Annotated in this window: 20 protein-coding genes; 10 read left to right on the forward strand and 10 right to left on the reverse strand. The window is 73.0% G+C overall.

The genetic code is table 11. The annotated features are described in order from the left end of the window. Together Actob_RS28720 and Actob_RS28725 are read left to right on the forward strand one after the other, a co-directional pair. Window positions 1-1,266, forward strand: a complete 1,266-nt coding sequence (locus Actob_RS28720; protein WP_284914965.1) for a vWA domain-containing protein — start codon at window positions 1-3, stop codon at window positions 1,264-1,266. After that, window positions 1,263-1,898 (forward strand): FHA domain-containing protein, encoded by a 636-nt coding sequence (locus Actob_RS28725; protein WP_284914966.1) that lies wholly within the window; start codon window positions 1,263-1,265, stop codon window positions 1,896-1,898. Before Actob_RS28720 ends, Actob_RS28725 begins: the two co-directional genes overlap by 4 nt. Here Actob_RS28725 and Actob_RS28730 read toward each other — a convergent pair. Continuing rightward, complete coding sequence (locus Actob_RS28730) at window positions 1,879-2,397, reverse strand: snapalysin family zinc-dependent metalloprotease (protein ID WP_284914967.1); 519 nt, start codon at window positions 2,395-2,397, stop codon at window positions 1,879-1,881. The two genes, Actob_RS28725 and Actob_RS28730, sit on opposite strands and share 20 nt — an antisense overlap. A gap of 120 nt (window positions 2,398-2,517) precedes the next feature. Between Actob_RS28730 and Actob_RS28735 the strand changes: the two genes are divergently transcribed. The 3 genes from Actob_RS28735 (at window position 2,518) to Actob_RS28745 (ending at window position 7,086) form a co-directional block, all read left to right on the forward strand. Beyond that, a complete protein-coding gene (locus tag Actob_RS28735; protein ID WP_284914968.1) occupies window positions 2,518-4,749 on the forward strand; it encodes an ATP-binding protein in 2,232 nt (743 codons plus the stop codon). 100 nt (window positions 4,750-4,849) lie between these two features. After that, window positions 4,850-5,683: an alpha/beta fold hydrolase gene (locus tag Actob_RS28740; protein WP_284914969.1), complete on the forward strand. Its 834-nt coding sequence runs from the start codon at window positions 4,850-4,852 to the stop codon at window positions 5,681-5,683. 176 nt (window positions 5,684-5,859) lie between these two features. After that, on the forward strand, window positions 5,860-7,086 hold the full coding sequence (locus tag Actob_RS28745) for an MFS transporter (RefSeq protein WP_284914970.1): 1,227 nt from the start codon (window positions 5,860-5,862) through the stop codon (window positions 7,084-7,086). A gap of 46 nt (window positions 7,087-7,132) precedes the next feature. Here the strand turns inward: Actob_RS28745 and Actob_RS28750 are convergent, their stop codons facing one another. Together Actob_RS28750 and Actob_RS28755 are read right to left on the reverse strand one after the other, a co-directional pair. Beyond that, window positions 7,133-8,497: a HupE/UreJ family protein gene (locus tag Actob_RS28750; RefSeq protein WP_284914971.1), complete on the reverse strand. Its 1,365-nt coding sequence runs from the start codon at window positions 8,495-8,497 to the stop codon at window positions 7,133-7,135. A 172-nt stretch (window positions 8,498-8,669) separates the two neighbouring features. Further along, a complete protein-coding gene (locus tag Actob_RS28755) occupies window positions 8,670-9,467 on the reverse strand; it encodes an inositol monophosphatase family protein (protein ID WP_284914972.1) in 798 nt (265 codons plus the stop codon). 207 nt (window positions 9,468-9,674) lie between these two features. Here Actob_RS28755 and Actob_RS28760 point away from each other — a divergent pair, with 207 nt between their 5' ends. Genes Actob_RS28760 through Actob_RS28770 form a run of 3 tightly spaced genes read left to right on the forward strand, consistent with a single transcriptional unit; the run spans window position 9,675 to window position 12,460 of the window. After that, window positions 9,675-10,295: a TetR/AcrR family transcriptional regulator gene (locus tag Actob_RS28760; protein WP_284914973.1), complete on the forward strand. Its 621-nt coding sequence runs from the start codon at window positions 9,675-9,677 to the stop codon at window positions 10,293-10,295. Next, complete coding sequence (locus tag Actob_RS28765) at window positions 10,292-12,070, forward strand: AMP-dependent synthetase/ligase (protein WP_284914974.1); 1,779 nt, start codon at window positions 10,292-10,294, stop codon at window positions 12,068-12,070. The genes Actob_RS28760 and Actob_RS28765 overlap by 4 nt, the downstream gene beginning before the upstream one ends. Before the next feature lie 9 nt (window positions 12,071-12,079). Next, window positions 12,080-12,460 carry a VOC family protein gene (locus tag Actob_RS28770; protein WP_284914975.1) on the forward strand — a complete coding sequence of 127 codons (381 nt, stop codon included), beginning with the start codon at window positions 12,080-12,082 and terminating at the stop codon, window positions 12,458-12,460. A 229-nt stretch (window positions 12,461-12,689) separates the two neighbouring features. Here the strand turns inward: Actob_RS28770 and Actob_RS28775 are convergent, their stop codons facing one another. Beyond that, window positions 12,690-13,064 carry a nuclear transport factor 2 family protein gene (locus Actob_RS28775; protein ID WP_284914976.1) on the reverse strand — a complete coding sequence of 125 codons (375 nt, stop codon included), beginning with the start codon at window positions 13,062-13,064 and terminating at the stop codon, window positions 12,690-12,692. Between the two features lie 80 nt (window positions 13,065-13,144). Here Actob_RS28775 and Actob_RS28780 point away from each other — a divergent pair, with 80 nt between their 5' ends. After that, window positions 13,145-13,663, forward strand: coding sequence for a TetR/AcrR family transcriptional regulator (locus Actob_RS28780; protein WP_284914977.1), 519 nt, complete (start codon window positions 13,145-13,147; stop codon window positions 13,661-13,663). A gap of 910 nt (window positions 13,664-14,573) precedes the next feature. On the opposite strand, the gene Actob_RS28785 is transcribed toward Actob_RS28780, so the two are convergent. From Actob_RS28785 to Actob_RS28800, 4 genes are all read right to left on the reverse strand, one after another. Continuing rightward, on the reverse strand, window positions 14,574-14,927 hold the full coding sequence (locus Actob_RS28785; RefSeq protein ID WP_284914978.1) for an STAS domain-containing protein: 354 nt from the start codon (window positions 14,925-14,927) through the stop codon (window positions 14,574-14,576). Next, window positions 14,927-15,754, reverse strand: a complete 828-nt coding sequence (locus Actob_RS28790) for an ATP-binding protein (RefSeq protein ID WP_284914979.1) — start codon at window positions 15,752-15,754, stop codon at window positions 14,927-14,929. Before Actob_RS28790 ends, Actob_RS28785 begins: the two co-directional genes overlap by 1 nt. A 129-nt stretch (window positions 15,755-15,883) precedes the next feature. Beyond that, window positions 15,884-16,573 carry a HEAT repeat domain-containing protein gene (locus Actob_RS28795; RefSeq protein WP_284914980.1) on the reverse strand — a complete coding sequence of 230 codons (690 nt, stop codon included), beginning with the start codon at window positions 16,571-16,573 and terminating at the stop codon, window positions 15,884-15,886. Then, on the reverse strand, window positions 16,570-19,329 hold the full coding sequence (locus Actob_RS28800; RefSeq protein WP_284914981.1) for a DEAD/DEAH box helicase: 2,760 nt from the start codon (window positions 19,327-19,329) through the stop codon (window positions 16,570-16,572). The genes Actob_RS28795 and Actob_RS28800 overlap by 4 nt, the downstream gene beginning before the upstream one ends. 85 nt (window positions 19,330-19,414) lie before the next feature. On the opposite strand from Actob_RS28800, the gene Actob_RS28805 reads away from it, so the two are divergent. Next, window positions 19,415-20,140: an HAD family hydrolase gene (locus Actob_RS28805; RefSeq protein WP_284914982.1), complete on the forward strand. Its 726-nt coding sequence runs from the start codon at window positions 19,415-19,417 to the stop codon at window positions 20,138-20,140. 4 nt (window positions 20,141-20,144) lie between these two features. Here Actob_RS28805 and Actob_RS28810 read toward each other — a convergent pair whose 3' ends face one another. Further along, entirely contained in the window at window positions 20,145-20,336 is a 192-nt protein-coding gene (locus Actob_RS28810; protein WP_284914983.1) for a hypothetical protein, read from the reverse strand. 41 nt (window positions 20,337-20,377) lie between these two features. After that, window positions 20,378-21,316 carry a diacylglycerol/lipid kinase family protein gene (locus tag Actob_RS28815; RefSeq protein ID WP_284914984.1) on the reverse strand — a complete coding sequence of 313 codons (939 nt, stop codon included), beginning with the start codon at window positions 21,314-21,316 and terminating at the stop codon, window positions 20,378-20,380. Window positions 21,317-21,339: the final 23 nt, after the last annotated feature.

Below are 21,339 nucleotides of genomic sequence, written 5' to 3' on the forward strand. Positions count from 1 at the left end.
GTGTCCTACAGCGCCGAGGCTTTCCAGAACGAGTACCTCGCCATGGGCGCCAGCGAGGTGAACGCGATCGTCACCGTCACCTCGTCGGGCGGCGAGGGCGGCCGCCGCAGCGCCGGGGCGACCGAGATCATCATCGTCGACGCGTCCGGATCCATGCAGGCCGAGGGCCGGATGGCGGCCGCCCGGCAGGCTGCCAAGGCCGCGGTGAACTGCATCGACGACGGCGTGCGGTTCGCCATCATCGCCGGGGTCAGCACCGCGCAGCAGCTGTTCCCGGACCCGGGCCAGCTGGCCGAGGCGTCGCCGCAGTCGCGGGCCGACGCGCTGCGGGCGATCGACCGGCTGCAGGCCAGCGGCGGCACCGCGATGGGCGCCTGGCTGCTGCTCGCCGCCCAGCTGTTCGATCAGCGGCCGGGCGACATCAAGCACGCCATTCTGCTCACCGACGGTGACAACGGCGAGCGGTTCGGCTATCTGGAGAGCGTGCTGGAGCAGATCGCCGGCCGGTTCGTCTGCGACTGCCGCGGCGTCGGCACGAACTGGAAGGTCTCCGAGCTTCGCAAGATCGCCACGGCGATGCTGGGCACCGTCGACATCGTGGCCCGGCCGGAGGGGCTGACCGCAGCCTTCGAGCAGATGATCACCGGGGCGATGGGCAAGACCGCCGCCGACGTGCAGCTCAAGGTGTGGACGCCGGTGAACGCCACGGTTCGCTTCGTCAAACAGGTGGAACCACAGGTGATGGACCTGACCGGCAAGCGGGTCGAGGACGGGCCGCGGGCCGGGCGCTATCCGCTGGGTTCCTGGGGGCAGGAGAGCCGCGACTACCACGTCTGCATCGACGTGCCGTCCGGCAAGGCCGGCGACGAGATGCTGGCCGCCCGGATCTCGGTGGTCGAGGGCGACACCGTGCACGCGCAGTCGCTGGTCCGCGCGGTGTGGACCGAGGACACCGCGCTGTCCACCCGGATCAACCGGCAGGTGGCGCACTACACCGGGCAGGCCGAGCTGGCCCAGACGATCCAGGACGGCATCGCGGCCCGGGAGGCCGGCGACGAGCGGACCGCGACGATCAAGTTCGGCCGGGCCGCGCAGCTCGCCCACGAGAGCGGCAACAAGGCCACCGAGGAGCTGCTCTCCAAGGTGGTGGAGATCGAGGACGCGGCGACCGGCACGGTCCGGTTGCGCCGCAAGGTCAACGCGGCGGACGAGATGGCGCTGGACACGCAGAGCACCAAGACGGTCCGGGTCGGGCGGTCGCAGTGAGCTCCTACACGTGCCCGAACGGGCATGTCTCCACCGAGGCGGACTACTGCGACACCTGCGGGGCGAAGATCGGTGGCGCGCCGGTGGAGGCGCCCGCCACGCCCGTCGCCGACTCGCCGAAAGGCGAGGAGTGCCCGCATTGCGGCACCCCGCGGGCCGGGTCGGCGCGGTTCTGTGAGGACTGTGGGTACGACCACACCACCGGCAAGGTGCCGCAGCTCACCGAGGTGCTGCCGGAGCCGGTGGCGGCCGGCGAGTGGACCGCGACGCTCTTCGCCGACCCGGCCTACTTCGCGCTCAACGAGGTGGAGGGGGTCACCTTCCCGGCCGACACCGGCGAGCGGACCATCACGCTGACCCCGCCGCAGGTCCGGATCGGGCGGGGCAGCGCCTCGAAGGGGACCAGCCCGGAGGTGGATCTGGCCGACACCGACCCGGGCGCCTCGCACAACCACGCGCTGCTGACGCTGAACGTGGACGGGGTGTGGCTGGTCACCGACCTGGGATCGACCAACGGGACCTACCTCAACGACGAGGATCAGCCGTTGACGGCGGGGCAGTCGCGGGTGCTCAAGGACGGCGACCAGGTCCACGTGGGAGTCTGGACGACGCTTACCATGCACGCTCCGTGAAGTAACCGGCCGGCACCGTGACCGAGGTGCCGAACAGACGGTTGACGGTGGCCGCCTCGGTGCTGCTCGGATTCGCGTTCGTGCAGCTCACCGGGGCGCTGCTGCCGGACATCAGGTCACCGCACAGGCCGGTGCGGCGGTCCGGCAGGCCGAGGATGTGACCGAACTCGTGCGCGGCGATCCGCGGCGGGTAGTAGCCGTCGTCGACCGCCTCCCGGCCCATGTACCAGCGGCCGTTGCCCAGCGAGGTGGTGTAGGTGCGGGGCCAGCCGTTGTCGGCGTAGACCCGGATGTTCGGGGTGCGGCCGGCCGGAACCGGCTCCAGCCGGACGTTGGTGACCCGACTGTTCCAGATCTGCGCGCCCTGGTTGACCACGGCGACGAACTCCTGCGCCTGGCTGGCGTCGTAGTAGAGCACCCGGGCCGCGGCCTGGGCGGGGGTGGCCCAGCCGAGTGCGAACACGAGGACCAGCGCGGCGGCGATTCTCTTCCACATCATGGTCCGACGCTAGGCCTGACAACGATGAATATCGATGTCTCGGCTCATATCACTTGGCACCTCGGACTTACGTGATGCCCGCCGCTGCGCGCGGCCGCCCCGGTGTGGTCTCGTCGTGCCGTGTCGGAGTTCGGAAGCAGGCTGCGCGAGTTACGGCGAGCCGCGGGACTGACCATGGAGCAGCTCGCCGAGGCGTCCGGGGTGAGCGCCCGCGCGATCAGCGACATGGAGCGCGGGCACAGCCGGACCCCGCAGGCCCGCACCCTGGCCGCACTCGCCGCCGGGCTCGGCCTCGGCCCGGGCCAGCTCGGCGACCTCGAGGACGCCGTCCGCCAGCAGCGCGTCCAGGCCGTCGGCCGGCCCCAGCTGTGCGAGCCGCCCCGCGCCGTCAAGGACTTCGTCGGGCGGGCCGGCGAGCTGGACCGGATGCGCCGGCACGCGCTGGCCGGGTTCGGGCCGGCGCCGGTCGCCGTGGTGCACGGGCAGGCCGGGCTGGGCAAGACCGCCCTCGCGGTACGCCTCGCCGACCAGCTGCGCGACCACTACCCGGGTGGCCGGTTCTATCTGGACCTGCGCGGCACCGACCCGGAACCGATGGCGGCCGGCGACGCCCTGGTCCGGCTGCTGCGCGCCCTCGAGGTGAACGCCCGGACGATCGGCGAGACCGACGACGAACGCTCCAGCCAGCTGCGCGCGGTGCTCCGGGACCGCCGCTGCCTGCTGGTGCTGGACAACGCCGGCAGCGAGGCGCAGGTCCGGCCGCTGCTGCCCAGCGAGGGCGCGAGCCTGGCCGTGGTGACCAGCCGCCGGGTGCTCGGCGGCCTGGAGGGCGTGGCCCGGATCGCCCTGGCCCCGCTCGGCCCGGACGAGTCGGCAGCCCTGCTGCGGGCGATCGCGGCGCAGGCCGCCGACCCGCGCGCGGCCGCCGGGGTGGAGGCGGTGGCCCGGCTCTGCGGGCACCTGCCGCTCGCCCTGCGGATCGCCGGGACCCGGCTGGCCACCCGACCGGCGTGGACCGTCGACCATCTGGTCGCCCGGCTCGCCGACGCCGACCGGCGACTCGCCACCCTGTCCACCGGCGATCTCGGGGTGGCCACCGCGTTCGCCCTCTCGCACGCCCAGCTGTCGCACCCGGCCCGGGAGCTGTTCCGGCGGCTCGCGCACGTGCCCGGCGTGGACTTCGCGCCCACCTTGGCGGCGGTGCTCACCGGCGCGCACCCGGACGACGCCGCGGACGGCCTGGACGAACTGGTCGACCTGGGCCTGTTGCAGCAGTCCGGGCCGGATCGCTACCGCTTCCACGACCTGATCCGGCTCTTCGCCGGGGAACGCCTGCGGATCGAGGAACCGGCCGGCACCCGGGCCGCGACCGCCAAGCGGATGGCCGACTGGCTGCTGGAGACCGCTGTCGTGGCCGGCCGCTGGTTCGAGCCGGGCTACGGCTGCCTGCCCGCCGGCTATGCCGGGCTGGTGCCGCTGGCCACCGCCGACGAGGCGGACGCCTGGTTACAGGCCGAGCGGAACAACTGGCTGGGGGCGCTGCGCTCGGCCTCCCGCGGCGGGCAGTACCAGCTCGTGGTGGACGTGGCCGAGGCGATGCACTGGTACTCCGACAAGTACGTACGCGCCGAATACTGGTACGACGTCTACGCCCGGTCCCGGGCCGCCGCCGCGCGCCTGCCGGACCGGCGGCAGGAGGTCACCCACATCAACTACTTCTCCTGGGCGGCCACCCAGTGCGCCCGCCGGCCGGACGAGGGCGCCCGGATCGCGATGGACGCCCACCGGGTGGCCGTCGACCTGGGCGACGTCAAGGAGCAGGCGTGGGCCCTGCGGTACGCCGGTGACGCGTGGCGGCAGGCCGGTGACCCGTCGGCCGCGCTGGACAGCTACCGCCGCGGGGCGGAGCTGTCCGACCTGGCCGGTGACCACGACGGTTACGTCCTGCTGCGGTCCGGGATCGCGCAGGCCCTGACCGAGCTGGGCCGGCACGCGGATGCGCTGACCGAGTGCCGGGCCACCCTGCGTGAGGCCGAGGACCGTCCGATGGCACCGCGGCCGGCGCTTGCCGCACTGGTCAATGTGCACCTCACCATGGCCGCGGCGCGGTGCGGGCTGGGCGACTGGGCCGAGGCGCTGCGGGTGGCCGAGCGCGCACTGCCGGCCGCCGTCGAGTACGGCTACGCCGGCTACCTGGCCGAGACGCACCTCACCATCGGCCGGGCCCGGCTCGCGCTGGGCGCCCCGGAGGCCGCCCGGTCCTCCGTGCACCTGGCCCGTGACCTGCTGGAAGACCTGCCGCACGGCCGGCTGAAGACGCTCGCCGGGGAGGTCATGCAGGCTTTGCCCTGACAGTTCTGCGTGTTGTTCTGCGTGGTCAGGGGACATTCACGTTGGTTGCATGGGCTCACGGACACGCCGCCCGGCGTGGACCCGGTGTGAAAGGACTCCCATGGGCTACGTGACCACCTCCGACGGCACGAACATCTACGTCAAGGACTGGGGCGCCGGCCGTCCGGTCGTGCTCAGCCACGGGTGGCCGCTGAACGCGGACAGCTGGGAGGCGCAGCAGCTCTTCCTCGCCCAGCACGGCTACCGGGTGATCGCGCACGACCGCCGCGGCCACGGCCGGTCCGACCAGACCTGGCACGGCAACGAGATGGACACCTACGCCGCCGACCTGGCCGCCGTGATCGAGACGCTGGACCTGCGGGACATCACCCTGGTCGGCTTCTCCACCGGCGGTGGCGAGATCGCCCGCTACATCGGCAACCACGGCACCGCCCGGGTGGCGCAGGCGGTGCTGGTCTCCGCGGTGCCGCCGCTGATGCTGCGGACCGACGACAACCCGGGCGGCCTGCCGATCTCGGTGTTCGACGGCATCCGGGCCGGCTCGCTCGCCGACCGCTCGCAGCTGTACAAGGACTTCGCGGCCGGCCCGTTCTTCGGTGCCAACCGGCCCGGCGCCACCGTGTCGCAGGGCATGCGGGACGCGTTCTGGCTGCAGGGCATGACCGCCGGGCACCACAACACCTACGAGTGCGTCGCCGCGTTCTCGGCCACCGACTTCCGCGGCGACCTGGCCAAGTTCGACGTGCCGACGCTCGTCATCCACGGTGACGACGACCAGGTCGTGCCGTTCGAGGTGGGCGGCAAGGCGTCGGCCGCACTGGTCGAGGGCGCCGAGCTGAAGGTGTACCCGGGCGCGCCGCACGGCATCACCGACACCCACAAGGAGCAGCTGAGCCGGGACCTCCTGGCGTTCCTGAACAGCTACGCGGCCTGATTCCGGGGCCGGGGAGGCGCTATGCTTCCCCGGCACTGTCGTCGATGCGAAAGGGATGGGCATGCGCCTCGACATGGACACGGTCTCCGCCTCGCCGCGAGAGAGCGCCCACTAGCACGTTCCTCGCCGCGGGCGGTCCTTCCTCACGACCGTTCATCTTGGCTCGAGGAGCACTTTTGCATGCCCTTCAGGGCCCGTTGCGGACAACGGGCTTCGCACGACTCTGGACCGCTTCGGCGGTCTCCAACCTGGGCGACGGGGTCACCATGGTGGCCGGCCCACTGCTGCTGGCCGGGATCACCGACGATCCCGCGCTGATCGCCGGCGGCGCCTTCGCCGGCCAACTGCCGTGGCTGTTGTTCGCCCTGATCAGCGGCGCCTTCGTGGACCGGCTGGACCGGCGGCGGCTGGTCGTCACGGTGAACCTGCTGCGCGGCGCGGTCCTCGCCGCTCTGGCCGCGGCGATCGCCACCGGGCACGTCACGGTGCCGCTGGTCTATCTGGCGTCGTTCCTGCTCGGCGTCGGGGAGACCCTCGCCGACACGGCGTACGGGGCGCTGCTGCCCGCGGTGGTCGCGCCGGACCACCTGGAGCGGGCCAACGCGCGGCTCACGGCGACGTTCACCGTCGCCAACCAGTTCGCCGCCAAACCGTTCGGGGCCTGGCTCTACGGGGTGGCGGCGGCGCTGCCGTTCGGGCTGGACGCGGCGAGTTTCGTGGCCGCGGCGGTGCTCATCGCGGGGCTGCCGGCGGTGGGCGTACCGGAGACCCCGGCGGCGAAGCGTGACCTGCGGGCGGACATCGCCGAGGGATTGCGCTGGCTCTGGCGGCACCGCCTGCTGCGGACCCTGGCCGCGGCGATGGGCGTCGCGAACATCGCGTTCTGCGCGGCGTTCGCGACGTTCGTGCTCTATGCCGGTGATCGCCTCGGCCTGTCCGCCGTCGGCTACGGCTTCCTGCTGACCATGTTCGCGGTCGGCGGCCTGGCCGGCACCGCCGTCGCGAGCCGGCTGTCTCGCCGGTTCGGCACCGGCACCGTGTTGCGGGCCGGGCTGATCGTCGAGATCGTCACCCACCTGACCCTGGCGATCACCACGAACCCGCTGGTGGCCGGCGGGATCATCGTGCTCTTCGGGGTGCACACCACGGTGTGGGGTGTGCTGGTGGCCACGATCCGGCAGCGGGCCGTCCCGGACCCGTTGCGCGGGCGGGTGGGCAGCGTGCACGCCCTGCTGGAGACCGGTGGGGCGGCGGTGGGCTGGCTGCTCGGCGCGGTCTTCAGCCGGCTGTTCGGGCTGACCATGCCGTTCTGGATCGCGGCGTGCGCGATGGTCGCGGTCGCGGCCTGGCGTCCGCTCGCCGAGGTCACCACCATTTCCGGTACGCCCACCGCCCGCACCTGATCGACGCCGGCGTGCCCGGTCCCGGGGCCGGGCACGCCGCATCCGGTCAGACGGTCTTCGGGGTGACCTGGCGGCGGGCGATCAGCAGCGCCCATCCGGCCGCCGCCACGGTCACCAGGACCAGGCCGATCAGCAGCAGCACCGGGTGCGCACCGGCCCGGTCGGCCGCGGCACCGACCGGATTCGGCCAGCCGAGGCGGTCGGCCAGCCAGCCCGCCGCGGCCAGCGCGGCACCGGACGCGCCGAGCACCCGCACCTGGGGCTGGATCGGGAGGCGGACGGCCAGGACCAGAGCGGGCAGGGCCAGGGCGACCAGGAGGAGTTGCCCGGCTTCGATGCCCAGGTTGAATCCGAGCAGGCTGAGGGCGAGCTGCCCGGTGGACAGGCGCATCTCGGCCAAGGTGACCGAGAACGCCATGCCGTGTCCCAGGCCGAACAGGCAGGCGACCAGGGCTTCCCGGTCCGGGAAGAGCGGGCGGATCGCATGCAGCGCGCTGACCAGGACACTGGCGGCGATGAACGCCTCGATCGGCGGCACCGGGAGCCGGGCGTGGCCCAGCGCGGAGGCGGCCAGCGCGACCGAGTGCCCGACGGTGAAGGCGAGGGTCACCGCGGCGATCCGGCGCGCGGCCCGGCGCGGGCCGATCTGCCCGCGCCAGCGGCCCCGATGCGCCCGCAGCGCCGCCGGCAGCAGCAGGACCAGCAGGAACAGCAGGTGATCGGGGCCCGCCAGGATGTGCTGGCCGCCGAGCCGGACCATCGCCAGGAACCCGCGCCACGCACTTCCCGCCGCCAGGTCGACGGTCAGATCCGGAACGGTCATCGTGCGCGGATCGACCCGGATCACCCCGACCTCGGCCCGACCACCGGCCGCGGCTGCGGCGGGGGAGGCGGCGCCCGACGGGGCGAGCCGACCGGCGGCCCAGTCGGCACGGACGGAGACCAGGATGGTATGGGTCACCACCTGGTGGATGACCGCGTCGTACCCGAGCCGGAAATGCCGGACATCGCCGCCCGGCGGTGGCGTGAGGGTGGCGGAGGCGGTCAGTTCGCGGTGGCTGCCGCGCTGCGCGTCCGCACCGAACGCCACCTTCCCGATCCGCACCCGCCACGCCCGCCCGTCGACCGCCGCCGGGCGGAAATGCGCCGCCAGATAGACCCGCACCCGCTCGGCGGCCGAGGCGGATGCCGCCGGGACCGCGGAAGCGGACGGCGCCGGAGACGGGGCCGCGGCCAGGTCGATACCGCTGGCCAGGGTGAGATCCTGGGCCGGGATCCGCAGCTCGGCCACCACCGACCCCGGGTGGACGTCCAGGCTGATCACGGTGTCCGGCATCGGATCGGCACCGGCCGGCGACGCCCCGAACACCAGCGCCGCCAGCATCGTCCCGGTGAGCAACGAACGGATCATGAGAAGGCCGCCGTGGCGTCGCCGGCGTTCACCACCCACGGCTTGATCGCGGCCAGGACCAGCCACTTCTCCGCGGCGCTCAGTCCGGCGCCACCGCGCGGTCGAGCGCATCACGACCACCCCATTCAGCGAAGGAAGCACCTCCGGATCACATTAAGACCGAAAAAACGCCTTACGGTACGGTTTGAGCGTTTTGTCCCTTAAGGAGCCGCCACGCGTCGTCCAGCAGCTCGGGACTGCTCGCGAAGACGAATGCCCCGCTCCCCGGCCTCTCCTGTCCGTTCAGCCCGCGGAAGCACCCGCCCGCCTCCGGGAGGATCACCGAGCTGGCCGCGAAGTCCCAGATCTGCCCGCCGGTCTGCACCGCCACGTCCAGATCGCCCTGCGCCACCAGCAGCGGCGGATGCACCGGCCACGGCTCCTCGGCGGCCACCGCGATCAACGGCGCGGCGATCTCCCGCCCCCAGTCCAGCGGCACCACCCCGAGCCGGCTGCCGGCCACCCCGGCCGGCGGCGGCGCCACGTGGATCCGCTCCCCCGCCACGATCGCGCCGTCCACCACCTGCCCGCGGTAGGCACCGCCGCCACGGGTGGCCCACCACACGAGCCCCTGCACCGGCACGACCTGCACGCCGACGGTGACCTCCCCGTCCACTTCCAGGGCGATCAGCACCAGCCACCGGCCGTCCCCGCGGACGAACAGCGCCGTCCCGTCGATCGGGTCGATGATCCACCGGCGCCCGTTCCCGCTCGCCGTCTCGCCGTGCTCCTCCCCGAGGATGGCGTCGTCCGGTCGCGCCTCGGTCAGCACGGCCCGGATGGCGTGCTCGACAGCCCGGTCGGCGAGCGTCACCACGGTGCCGTCCTTCTTGGTCTCCCGCGGCAGGTCGGCGATGACCGCGAAGTGGCGGAGCGCCTCGGCGGCGCCGGTCAGTGCGGCCCGCTGGGCCAGTTCGAGATCCGTCTCCACGGATCCATCCTGCCGGGTCGGGGCAGCGGGGTTGCCGGGTGACGCGGTAACGTGGTCGAAAGCTTTGAGTAACAATGCGTACTCCGATACATTCAGCCTGCCCAGACCTTCAGCCCGCCCAGACCCTCGGCCCGCCCCGACCGTTCCGCCGGCCCGGATTCGCCAGCCGGCTCCGACACCTCAGCCAGCGCAGACAGGACATCGCCCGTGAAGCCGGACCGGATCACCAGCGGGGTGGTCTTCACCGTGCCGCCGTCGCTGCCCCGTGGCCGGCACGAGCTGCCCCGCGAGCAGGTGGTCGCCGCGCAGCGGGAACGGATGCTGATCGCCGCCACCGAGCTGCTGGCCGGCGCGGGCTATCGCGGATTCGGGGTCCGGGAGATCTGCGCCCGGGCGGCGGTGTCCCGGGCCGCGTTCTACGAGTGCTTCGCCGACAAGGACGCGTGTGTCGACGCCGCCTACGACCGGTTCATCGCGGTGTTCCTGGAGCGGCTCGGCAGCGAGGACGGCGTGGGCGGCTTCGTCACGTCGTACCTCGAAACCTTGAGCAGCGACCGTGTCGCGGCCCGGGCCTTCCAGGTGGAGATGGACGCCCTCGGGCGGCCGGCGCGGCAGCGCCGCCGGCAGGCCATCGAGCGGCTCGCCCAGCTGATCCGCGACCTGCTCCCCGGTGGCTCGGCGGTGCCGCTCAGCGCCTGCGTCGGTGCGATATACGCGCTGCGGCAGATCGCCTCGGACGCGCTGGACAGTGACGACGATCCCGATCTGCTGGCGCTCGCGCCGGAACTGACGACCTGGTTGACCCGGATGGTGGAGGACCCCGCATGACCCAGACCTGCACCGCGCCGGCGGCTGAGCACGAGCTCCTCGCCGCACTGCGCGCCGATGAGCACCCCTCGTTCGGGGCGATGTTCCTGCACCGGGCGCAGGCGCAGCCCGAGGCGACCGCCTACCTGCGGCCCGGCCCGGACGGCTCCTGGCAGGCGCAGAGCTGGGCGGCGACCGCCACCGCCGTCACCGAGATCGCGGCCGGGCTGCTCGCGCTCGGTCTGCGGCCGGAAGACCGGGTGGCGATCGCGAGCGGCACCCGGGTCGAGTGGATCGAGGCGGACTTCGGCGTGATGTGCGCCGGCGGGGCGACCACCACCGTCTACCCGTCGTCGTCACCGGACGAGGTGGCGCACATCCTCACCGACTCCGGCAGCCGCTTCGCCGTCGCCGAGAACGAGAGCTTCGTCGCCAAGCTGCTCTTCGACGGCACCCCTGTCGAGTGGGTGATCCTGATCGACGGCGTGCCGGGCGACGACCCGCGCGTGCTCACCCTGGCCCAGCTGCGCGAACGCGGCCGGGCCGGCGAGCCCGGCGCTGTCGAGGCGGCGGTGGCCCGGGTCCGGCCCGACGACCTGGCCACGCTGATCTACACCTCCGGCACCACCGGCCTGCCCAAGGGTGTCCGGATCGCCCACCGCGCCTGGGTCTACCAGGGCCTGGCGATCCAGGCGATGGGCATCGTGCAGCCCGACGACCTGGGCTATCTCTGGCTGCCGCTGTCCCACGCGTTCGGCAAGGCGCTGCTGAGCTGTCAGCTCTCGGTCGGGTTCGCGTTCGCTGTGGACGGCGACGTGAGCAAGGTCGTGCAGCGGCTCGGCGAGGTGCGGCCGACGGTGATGCCGGCGGTGCCACGGATCTTCGAAAAGGTCTACGCCGCGGTGAGCGGGGCTACGGGCGTACAGAAAATGCTGTTGGACTGGGCCGTGAGCGTGGCCGGGAAGCGAAAGTCGGGATTGCGGTTCCGCGTCGCGGACCGCCTGGTCCTCGCGAAGATCCGGGCGCGTTTCGGCGGCCGGATGCGGTATTTCATCTCCGGCGCGGCGGGGCTGTCCCCGGACATCGCGCGGTGGTTCGACGCGGTCGGGCTGCCGATCGCCGAGGGTTACGGGCTCACCGAGTCGTCGGCCACGTCGATGTTCAACCGCCCGGACGACCTGGAGTACGGCACTGTCGGCCGCCCGGTGCCCGGGACCGAGGTGCGGATCGCCGAGGACGGGGAGATCCTGCTCAGCGGGCCGGGGCTGATGGACGGTTACCACAATCTGGACTCCAGCGCGACACTGCGGGACGGCTGGCTGCACACCGGCGACATCGGCGAGATCACCGAGCGCGGCTCGCTGCGGATCACCGACCGCAAGAAGGACCTCATCAAGACGTCGAACGGCAAATATGTCGCGCCCCAGGTGATCGAGTCCCGGTTCAAGGCGATCTGCCCGCTCGCCGGGCAATTCGTGGTGCACGGCGAGAAGCGGAAATTCATCACCGCGCTGATCGACCTCGACCCCGACGAGACCCGGAAATGGGCCTCGGCCCACGGCCTCGGCGACGCGACGCACGCCGACATCGCCCGGTCCGCTCCCCTGCGGGAGGCGATTGCGGGGTACGTCGAGCAGCTCAACGCCACGCTCAACTCCTGGGAGACGATCAAGAAGTTCGCCGTGCTGGAGCAGAATCTCGGGGTGGAGAGCGGCGAGCTGACGGCGTCGCTCAAGCTGCGCCGGCGGGTGATCGAGGAGCGCTATCGGCCCCTGCTGGACGATCTCTACGCGTAAGGTCGGACCATGCATCGAAGCCGGTTGTTCGGAGTCCTGATCGACACCCCGGCCGGGGAGGCCGACGCGGCCGTCTCCTTCTGGGCGACCGCGCTCGGCGGCCGGTCCCGGCCGGCGCCGGGTGAGCCGGAGTTCACCGGGATCACCGGCGCGGTCCCCGGCGTGGCGGTGGTGGTGCAGTCGGTCGACGACGCGGCTCGCTACCACATGGACATCGAGACGGACGACGTCGAGGCGGAGACCGCGCGGTTGATCCGGGCGGGGGCGAGCGTGGTCACGGACAACGGCGGTCACAAGATCTTGCGGGCGCCTGGGGGTCACCTGTTGTGCGTGGTGCCGGTGCAGAGTTCCGAGCACCTCTTCGCCACGGATTCCAAGGTTTGGCCCTGATCGGGCTCGACGCGCTTCGCACCCGGGCCGTCTCGACACCGGCCCGGTTCGATCCCGGCTGCCTTGATCCCGGCCCGGTTCGATCGCGGCTGCCTTGACCTTGGCCGATTCGATCCCGGCTGCCTTGACCTCGGCCGGTTCGATCCCGGCTGTCTTGGTCGGGGCCCGATTTGATCTCGGCCCGCCGCGGGCCCGGCTCGCTTTGCCCGGCTGGCCCCGGCCCCGACGGCTACGAGCGCAGGGCCGCGGTGATCGCTCCGTGGTCGTGATAGTCACGCGACTCCACGATCAGCCCGTCCCGGATCCGCAGCACCTGGATGTTCGCCACCCGGAAGCCCGGCCCGGCATAGTCGTACTCCGCCACGATCACCTCCGGATCCGCCGTCTCGTGCACCCGCACGTTCTCCGGGCTGAGCCGGATGGGCATCGACGCCGCCGCAGCGAAGCGCCGGGCCACCTCGTCCCGCCCGCGCAACCGGGTCCGCTGCGGGTCGAACGGCATCACCACCTCGGCATCCGGCGCGTAGAGCTCGCCGAGCGTGTCCCACTCGCCGCGCCCGATACCGCCGGAGAGCCTGGCGAAGACCTCGCGGGGTGTATCCATGGTCCACCTCCGTGCAGAATAGGAGTCTGTACTCCGTTTAAGCATACGGAGTGGTTACTCCGTTTAGGAAGGGGACCGGCGTGCCACGTGCCGACGCACAGCGCAACCGGGCACGGCTGCTGGAGGTCGCCGAGGAGGTCTTCGCCGAGCGAGGCACCACCGTCGCCACCGAGGAGATCGCCCGCGCGGCCGGCGTCGGGATCGGCACCCTGTTCCGGCACTTCCCCACCAAGGAGGCCCTGCTCCAGGCGGTCTATCTGGCTCGCCTGCGCCGCCTCACCGACGACGCCGCCACCTCACCGTCGCTCACCGACTGGATCCGGCACGCCGTCGAACAGTCCCGCGTCAAGAACGCCTTCGCCGAAGCCCTGACCGAAGCCGGCATCGACCCCCGGGGCGCCGCCGCCGAGGTGCACCGCGACCTGCTCGCCGCGATCGACACCATGCTCCGCCGCGACCAGTCGGCCGGCACCGTCCGCCCCGACCTCCAGGTCCCCGACGTCATAGCCCTGCTGGCCGGCGCCTCGCGGGCCGTCGAGGTCTCCCCCACGAGCCAGTCCCAGGTCCTCAACGTCCTCTTCGCCGGCCTCCGGCCCTGACCCCCCAGTCCCCGTCGCAGCCGCAACGCCTTCCCGCCCGCGCCGCACCCCACCTCCGTCTCACCCCTGCCACACCTCGTCTCGCCGTTACCCCGCCTCCCTCTCACCCCTGCCACACCTCGCCTCGCCGTTACCCCGCCTCTCCCTCGCCCCCTCCGGGTGCCGCCCGGCGCGAGCACCCGGGCCACCTCGGCCCAGTTGGTGGGCCCGCTTCGTCGTCACCCGCTCCGCAGATCTCGCCTCACCCACCTCGCCGCGCCTCGTCCCGTCGGCACCGCCACCTGCCCACCCCGCACCACCCGGCTGGCCGTCACGGCCCTATCCCGGCCCGAGACACCACCGTGAGCACCAGCCCGGCAAACCCGGCTGGCCGTGACGGTCCCATCCCAGCCCCGGACACCACCGTCAGCACCAGCCCCGCCCCGGCTGGCCGCCACGGCCCCATCCCAGCCCCGGACACCACCGTCAGCACCAGCCCCGCAAACCCGGCTCGCCGCCACAGCCCCATCCCAGCCCCCGACACCACGTCAGCACGAGCCCCCAACACCCAGCTGGCCGTCACGGCCCCATCCCAGCCCCGGACACCACCGTCAGCACCAGCCCCGCCAACCCGGCTGGCCGTGACGGCCCCATCCCAGCCCCGGACACCACCGTCAGCACCAGCCCCGCCAACCCGGCTGGCCGTGACGGTCCCATCCCAGCCCGGGACACCACCGTGAGCACCAGCCCGAACACCCGGCTGGGCGTCACCGCCCTGTCCAGGGCGGGGACAGGGCCGCAGCGGTGACCCGCTTTCGGCGGTGGCCGCGACGGGACCGCTGCGGGCGTACCGGAAAGCGGCAACCGCAAGCCGCAGCGGACCGCGGGCGGAAAGCGGACCGTGCGAAAAGCGCGGACCGGCGGCGGGCGGTCAGTCGAGGCGGAACAGGTCGCCGGCCTGCGTGGCGGTCAGCAGCCAGCGCAGGTGGGGCTGCGGGTTGCGCAGGTGGCAGGTCGCGTCGCGGGCGCCGGCCACGCTGCGGGCCGCGACCAGCATGCGCAGGCCGGCGGCGTCGCAGAAGTCGACACGGCCGACGTCGATGTGGATGTGGCGGACCGGGGCGCCGAGGCCGAGCAGGTCGTAGACCCGGGTGAGGTCGTAGAGCTGGGTCTGCAGGGCGGTGACCGACATCGCGTCCAGGCTGCCCCACAGTTCGATCATCAGGCGGTCGCCGTGCCGGGCGCCGGCGATCCTGGTGCCCGCGAACGCTGGTTCAGTGCTCATCACGGCACCTCCGGCCGGTTGCGCAGGATCGCCCACACCAGTTTCCCGCCGCGGGCCGGCATCGCCCCCCACGCCGAGGCGGCCGCCCCGACGATCCGCAGGCCCAGGCCGCGGTCGGTGAGCGACGGGCCGAGCGGGCCGGGCACCGGGTCGCGGACCTGCGGCAGCGCCGGGTTCCCGTCGTAGACGGCGAGGTGCAGTGCGGCGGTGGCGCCCTCGCCGCGCGGCGAGGCGATTATCTCGATGTCCGTGCCGGCGTGCTCGGCCGCGTTCACCACCAGCTCGGACGCCACCAGCCGGCCGCGCTCACCGAGGTGCGCCAGGTCCCAGCCCTGGCAGGCGTCGCTGACCAGGGAACGGGCCAGGGTCGCGGCGGCCGGGTCGGGGGGCAGTGCCAGGTGCATCCGATCGATCAGCGGGCGCCGGTGCGCCAGGGCGGTCCGGGCCTGCTGCACCGACGCGTACATGACCAGCCAGTCCCGGGCGCCGAGCCGGCGTAACCGGCGGGCCAGCGGAACCGGGGCCGGCAGGCACACCCCGATCGCGATCGGCGGCTGCATGGCGGCGCCCTGCGCGCACAGGGTCAGCCAGAGCGGGGCGCTGACCGCCCGCGGGTCGTTGAGCCGGTGCAGGTCGACGATCAGGCCGGTCGGGTGCTCAGCCAGGCACTTGTCCAGCACGGTACGGGCCTGCCAGGACAGCTGCCTGTCCCACGGCCCGCACAGGGTCACCTCGATGACGGCGGTGTCCGGATCGATGACAGCCAGCACCGGCTCGGCTGGCGCGCCCGCAGTCCAGTCGATCAGGTGCGGCGAGTCCGTGGCCATGACCCCTTCCCCTGGCGAACGCACTCAGTGTCATCGATGGTGCCGCCGACATTCTTGATTTGTCCCAAAGACACCGTCAACGGGGATTCACCATCCGCGACGACCGCCCGGCAACACGGTCACCCGCTGTCACGGGGTCAGCCGCTCCAGCAGAGCGCGGGCGGCCGGGCCGCGATAGCTCTCCGTCAGCACCTCGGCGAGTTCGTCACGCACCTCCGGATCGGGGTGCTCGGCGAGGAAGGCGAAGTCGGCGACCTCGCCCCGGCCGCCCAGGCTCCAGAGTGCCCAGCGGACCTCGTCCGGGTCGTCGGAGCGCAGGCCGGCCAGCAACTCCGCATAGCCCTGCCGGGCGCCGTCCTCGCCCAGCCGCCGCCGCAGCCGGGCCGCGCCGATCTGGCCGCGGCCCAGACAGCCGGGGCACGCGCAGGGCCGGCGGCCGTGCGCGGCCGGCATGTACCGCCAGCCGGTCACGCGCGGAGCGGGGCGGATGGTGCGCACCTCGCGGGCGGTGACCCGGCGCGGGACGACCACCTCGTAGCCCCGCGGGTCGGGCATGGTCCGCAGGATCGCCACCGCCCGGGCCGCGGTGACCCGCTCGGGTGGCTTGCCGTAGTGCCCGACGTCGACCGGCTCGGAGTCCGGCAGCACGAACGTGACGGCGACGAACTCGCGCGCCCCGCGCCGGCGCAGCTCACGCGCCCACTGGTAGGTGAGCGTGTGCGAGGGCAGCACCGGGAAGCAGTAGACCGGGGCGCCCAGACCGCCGCGGCGCACCGTGGCGGTCAGCCGCGCCGGGGTGAGGTGCACGAAACGGCTCACAAGCCACCCTGGTACGCCAGGACGCCGCGGTTGACAGCGGTGATCGCCTTGCGGGCGGTCTCCTTGACGCCGGGTGAGGCGGCCGACGCCTCCCGGATCTGGCCGAGCAGGTCGAGCACCTGCCGCGCCCAGCGGACGAAGTCACCGGCCGGCATGTCCGCGTCGTAGTTGTGCCCGCTGGCCAGCACCTTGGCCAGCGGCTCACCGCGGGCCCAGCGGAACATCGGCCAGACGAAGCCCGGGTCGGGCTCGCGGGTCAGCGACAGCCCGTGCTCGCTCTCCTCCACGGCGATCTCGGACCACAGCTTGGCGCAGGCGTCGACGGCGCCGCTGATCGGGCCCTTCGGCACCGAGGCACGGTCCTCACCCTCACGGCGCGACTCGTAGAGCACCATGGAGACCGCGGCGGCCAGCTCCTCGGGCTCCAGACCGTCCCAGACGCCCTGCCGCACGCACTCGGCGACCAGCAGGTCGGCCTCCGACCAGATCCGCCCGAGCATCCGGCCGGCCTCGCTCACCTCACCGTCGGCCGACAGGTAGCCGCGCGCGGTCAGCACCGCGCAGACCTGGTCGAACGTACGCGCCAGCGACCCGGTCCGCCCGGCCACCTTGGCCCGCAGCTGGTCGGTGTCGCGCAGCAGCCGGTGCCGGCGCTCGGCCCAGCGGGCGTGGTCCTCCCGCTCCGGGCAGGCGTGGCACGGGTGCTGGCGCATCTGCACCTTGAGCAGGGCGATCTCGGCGTCCTCGCCGGGGCTCGCCTTGCTGCGCCCGGATCGGCGCCGATCCGGGTGCCGGTCCAGCCCGGTCCCGCTGACCTGGGCGGCCAGATCGCGGCGGGCACCCGGGGAACGGTGGTTGAAGTTTTTCGGCACCCGCACGCGGGCCAGCACCTCGATCTCGCCGCCGAAGTCGGCCGGGCTGACCCGGCCGGCCCAGCGGTCCTGGGTGAGCACCAGCGGGCGCGGCTCGCCGAACCCGCCGGCCGCCGGCTCCAGCACCACGGCCAGGCCGGCGCGGCGGCCCTGCGGCACCCGGATCACGTCGCCGATGCGCAGTTTCGCCAGGGAGTCGTTGGCGGCCGAGCGGCGCTGGGCGACACCCTGGCGGGCCAGTGATTTCTCCCGGTCGGCGATGGCCACCCGGATGGCGAAGTACTCGTCGAAGTCGCCGTGGTGGCAGGCGGCGTCCTCCCCGTACGACTGCATGGTGTCGACGTTGCGCTGCACCTGGCGGGCCAGCCCGACCACCGAGCGGTCCGCCTGGAACTGGGCGAACGACGACTCCAGCAGCTCGCGGGATTTCTCCGCGCCGACGGTGCCGACCAGGTTGACCGCCATGTTGTAGGACGGGCGGAACGACGAGCGCAGCGGATACGTGCGGGTGGAGGCGAGACCGGCCACGTGCCGCGGGTCCACCTCGGGGCTCCAGAGCACCACGGCGTGCCCCTCGACGTCGATGCCGCGGCGCCCGGCCCGGCCGGTGAGCTGCGTGTACTCCCCCGGGGTCAGGTCGACGTGCGCCTCGCCGTTGAACTTGACCAGGCGTTCGAGGACGACACAGCGGGCCGGCATGTTGATGCCCAGGGCCAGGGTCTCGGTGGCGAAGACCGCTTTGACCAGCCCGTTGACGAAGCACTCCTCGACCGCCTCCTTGAAGGCGGGCAGCATGCCGGCGTGGTGCGCGGCGATGCCCCGTTCCAGGCCGTCGAGCCACTCCCAGTAACCCAGCACGGACAGGTCCTCGGCCGGGATGGCAGCGACCTTGGCCTGGGCGATCCGGCGGATCTCGGCGCGCTCCTCCGGGCCGGTCAGGCGCAGGCCGGCGCCGAGGCACTGCTGCACGGCGGCGTCGCAACCGGCCCGGCTGAAGATGAACAGGATGGCCGGTAGCAGCCCGGCGCGCTCCAGCCGGTCGACCACCTCGGCGCGCGGCGGCGGCTGCCAGCGGCGGCCGCGGCCGCCGCGCTGGTTCCACCCGCCGGCGCGCTCGCCCAGGTCCAGGCGGCGCTCCATCTCGCGGGTGTAGCGCAGCAGCTCGGGGTGCACGTCGTGTTTGCGGGCCGCGTCGGCGTCGTGGAACAGGTCGAACATCCGGCGGCCGACCAGCATGTGCTGCCAGAGCGGGACCGGCCGGTGCTCGCTGACCACCACCTCGGTCTTGCCCCGGACGGTGACCAGCCAGTCGGCGAACTCCTCGTAGTTGCTGACCGTGGCGGAGAGCGAGACCAGGGTGACCGAGGCCGGGAGGTGGATGATCACCTCTTCCCAGACCGCGCCGCGGAACCGGTCGGCGAGGTAGTGCACCTCGTCCATCACCACGTACGCCAGGTTTTTCAGCTGGGCCGACCCGGAGTAGAGCATGTTGCGCAGGACCTCGGTGGTCATCACCACCACCGGGGCGTCCGCGTTGATCACGTTGTCACCGGTGAGCAGGCCGACCTTGTCCGGGCCGTAGCGCTCGACCAGGTCGTGGAACTTCTGGTTGGACAGCGCCTTGATCGGGGTGGTGTAGAAGCACTTGCGCTCGCCCGAGCGCAGCGCCAGGTGCACGGCGAACTCACCGACGACGGTCTTGCCGGCCCCGGTCGGCGCGCACACCAGCACGCCGTTGCCCCGCTCGACCACCTCACACGCGGCACGCTGGAAGTCGTCGAGGTCGAAGCCGACGTCGAGCATGAAGTCGTCGAGCGCCGGGAACTCGGCGGCTCGCGCCGCCCGCCGCTGGGATGCCGCATACCGTTCGGCGGGACTAGTCATGACCACAGGCTAGTTCGACCGTATGACAATTTGCGACAAGGTATGGGCCGTGGGGACGGTCAAACGGCATCGGTAAGGTGCACGAGTGCCGCATGCCACCGAACCTCCCCAGTCCGCGCGGCTCGTGGAAGCTGTGCTGTTCGACTTCCACGGCACTCTCGCCCAGGTCGAGGATCCGGTCACCTGGGTCGTGGCGGCCGCCGCGGCCTGCGGCGCCGAGCTCGACCGGGCCAAGGCCACGATCCTCGCCGACCGGCTGGTCACCGCCGGGCGGGCCGGTGGCCCGCTGCCGCACCGGGTGCCGCCGCAGCTGGCCGAGCACTGGGCCGACCGGGACCTCTACGCGCACAGCCACCGGGCCGCCTACACCGGGCTGGCCGCGACCGTGCACACCGACGTCGAGGGGCTGGCCGACGCGCTCTACGACCGGCTGCTGAGCGCCGACGGCTGGTTGCCGTACCCGGACACCGAGCCGACGCTGCGCCGCCTGCACCAGGCCGGGATCAAGGTCGCGGTGGTCAGCAACATCGGCTTCGACATCCGCCCGCACTTCGCCCACTGGGGTCTGGACGGGCTCGTCGACGCGTTCGCGCTGAGCTACGAGGTGGGCCGGACCAAGCCGGACCCGGCGATCTTCCTGCGCGCCTGCGGGATGCTGGGCGCCGATCCGGAGCGGACCCTGATGGTGGGTGACACGCCCGCCGACGCGGGCGCGGTCAAGGCCGGCTGTGCCGCCCTGGTGCTGCCGGCCGCCGAGGCCGGCCGCAACAACGGCCTGGGCGCGACGCTCGCGCTGGCCGGTTGCGGGTGAAAGGTCAGACGTAACGGTCGAGCAGGGTGCCGCGGCGCCCCTTGCCCGCGGTCGCCTCGGTGGCCCGCGCGGTGCTGGGCTCGGTGCTGACCGCGGCGTCGGCCATCGCCTTGAGGGCCTGGCGGGCGTTGCCGAAGACCGAGGTCGCCATCGACGTGAGCGAGGACGTGTTACCGGAAACCGAGTTCATCGCCATGCCCTCATGTTCGGCCGTTCCCGGCGAATCTGACGGCCGGGTCAGCGGAGCAACCGAATCGCACCCGGCACAACTTTTATGTCCAGCGGCAGCGGGCCGAGCCGCTCCCCGTCCGCGTACCCGACGATCCCCTCGGCGTGCACCCGCACGTGCCGGGCGCGCCGCACGGTGACCCGCGGATCGGTGACGTGCGTGCCCTGCCGCAGCCGCGGCTTGAGCCGGACCAGGCCGCCGCGTCCGAGCGGACTCGCGTAGATCACGTCGAGCAGCCCGTCGACCGGGTCGGCGGCCGGCAGGATCCGCATGCCGCCGCCGTAACTGGCCGCGTTCCCGACCGCCACCACCTCGGCCGGCACGGTCAGCGTCTCACCGTCGATCTCCAGGGTGTAGCTGCGGGCCCGCAGCCGGGCCAGCTCCAGCATGATCGCCAGGTCGTAGCGGCGCGGGCCGCGCGGCCACCGCATCCGGTTGGCGCGTTCGTTGACCAGGGCGTCGAATCCGGCCGCGAGCACCGCGCAGAACCAGCGTTCCCGCCCGGCCGCGTCGGCCGCCAGGGCGGCATCGATCCGCTGGTCCCGGCCCGCTGCGAGACTCGCGGCGATCCCGGCCGCGGCGTCGAGAGGATTTCCCGGTACGGCGACCGCGCCCGCGAAGTCGTTACCCGTCCCAGCGGGCACCACCCCGAACCCGACCGGCTGCCCGGCGGCGGCCTGCAGCACCCGGTGCACGGTGCCGTCCCCGCCGACCGCGACCAGCGCCACCGCCCCGTCCCCGACCGCCCGGTGGCAGGCCTGCTCGGCGCCGGTCCCGCTACCCGCCTCCAGCAGCCGCACCGGATGCCCGGCAGCGCCCAGCGCCCGCACCACCTCGGGAAGCAGACCGCGGTGCCGGCCACGCCCCGCCCGGGGATTGGCCAGCACCGCGATGAAGTCCCTCGTCACAGCCGCCGAGGGTATCGGCACCCGGAGCGGCTGCGACATCGGGCGTTGCCCGGCACCGGCGC

The sequence above is a fragment of the Actinoplanes oblitus genome (assembly GCF_030252345.1).
Lineage (GTDB): Bacteria > Actinomycetota > Actinomycetes > Mycobacteriales > Micromonosporaceae > Actinoplanes > Actinoplanes oblitus.

Coding starts and splice junctions, on each gene's coding strand:
- Actob_RS28730 (WP_284914967.1), bottom strand. CDS start 2,397: ATGATGTGGAAGAGAATCGCCGCCGCGCTGGTCCTCGTGTTCGCACTC.
- Actob_RS28740 (WP_284914969.1), top strand. CDS start 4,850: ATGGGCTACGTGACCACCTCCGACGGCACGAACATCTACGTCAAGGAC.
- Actob_RS28750 (WP_284914971.1), bottom strand. CDS start 8,497: ATGATCCGTTCGTTGCTCACCGGGACGATGCTGGCGGCGCTGGTGTTC.
- Actob_RS28765 (WP_284914974.1), top strand. CDS start 10,292: ATGACCCAGACCTGCACCGCGCCGGCGGCTGAGCACGAGCTCCTCGCC.
- Actob_RS28770 (WP_284914975.1), top strand. CDS start 12,080: ATGCATCGAAGCCGGTTGTTCGGAGTCCTGATCGACACCCCGGCCGGG.
- Actob_RS28775 (WP_284914976.1), bottom strand. CDS start 13,064: ATGGATACACCCCGCGAGGTCTTCGCCAGGCTCTCCGGCGGTATCGGG.
- Actob_RS28785 (WP_284914978.1), bottom strand. CDS start 14,927: ATGAGCACTGAACCAGCGTTCGCGGGCACCAGGATCGCCGGCGCCCGG.
- Actob_RS28790 (WP_284914979.1), bottom strand. CDS start 15,754: ATGGCCACGGACTCGCCGCACCTGATCGACTGGACTGCGGGCGCGCCA.
- Actob_RS28800 (WP_284914981.1), bottom strand. CDS start 19,329: ATGACTAGTCCCGCCGAACGGTATGCGGCATCCCAGCGGCGGGCGGCG.
- Actob_RS28810 (WP_284914983.1), bottom strand. CDS start 20,336: ATGGCGATGAACTCGGTTTCCGGTAACACGTCCTCGCTCACGTCGATG.
- Actob_RS28815 (WP_284914984.1), bottom strand. CDS start 21,316: ATGTCGCAGCCGCTCCGGGTGCCGATACCCTCGGCGGCTGTGACGAGG.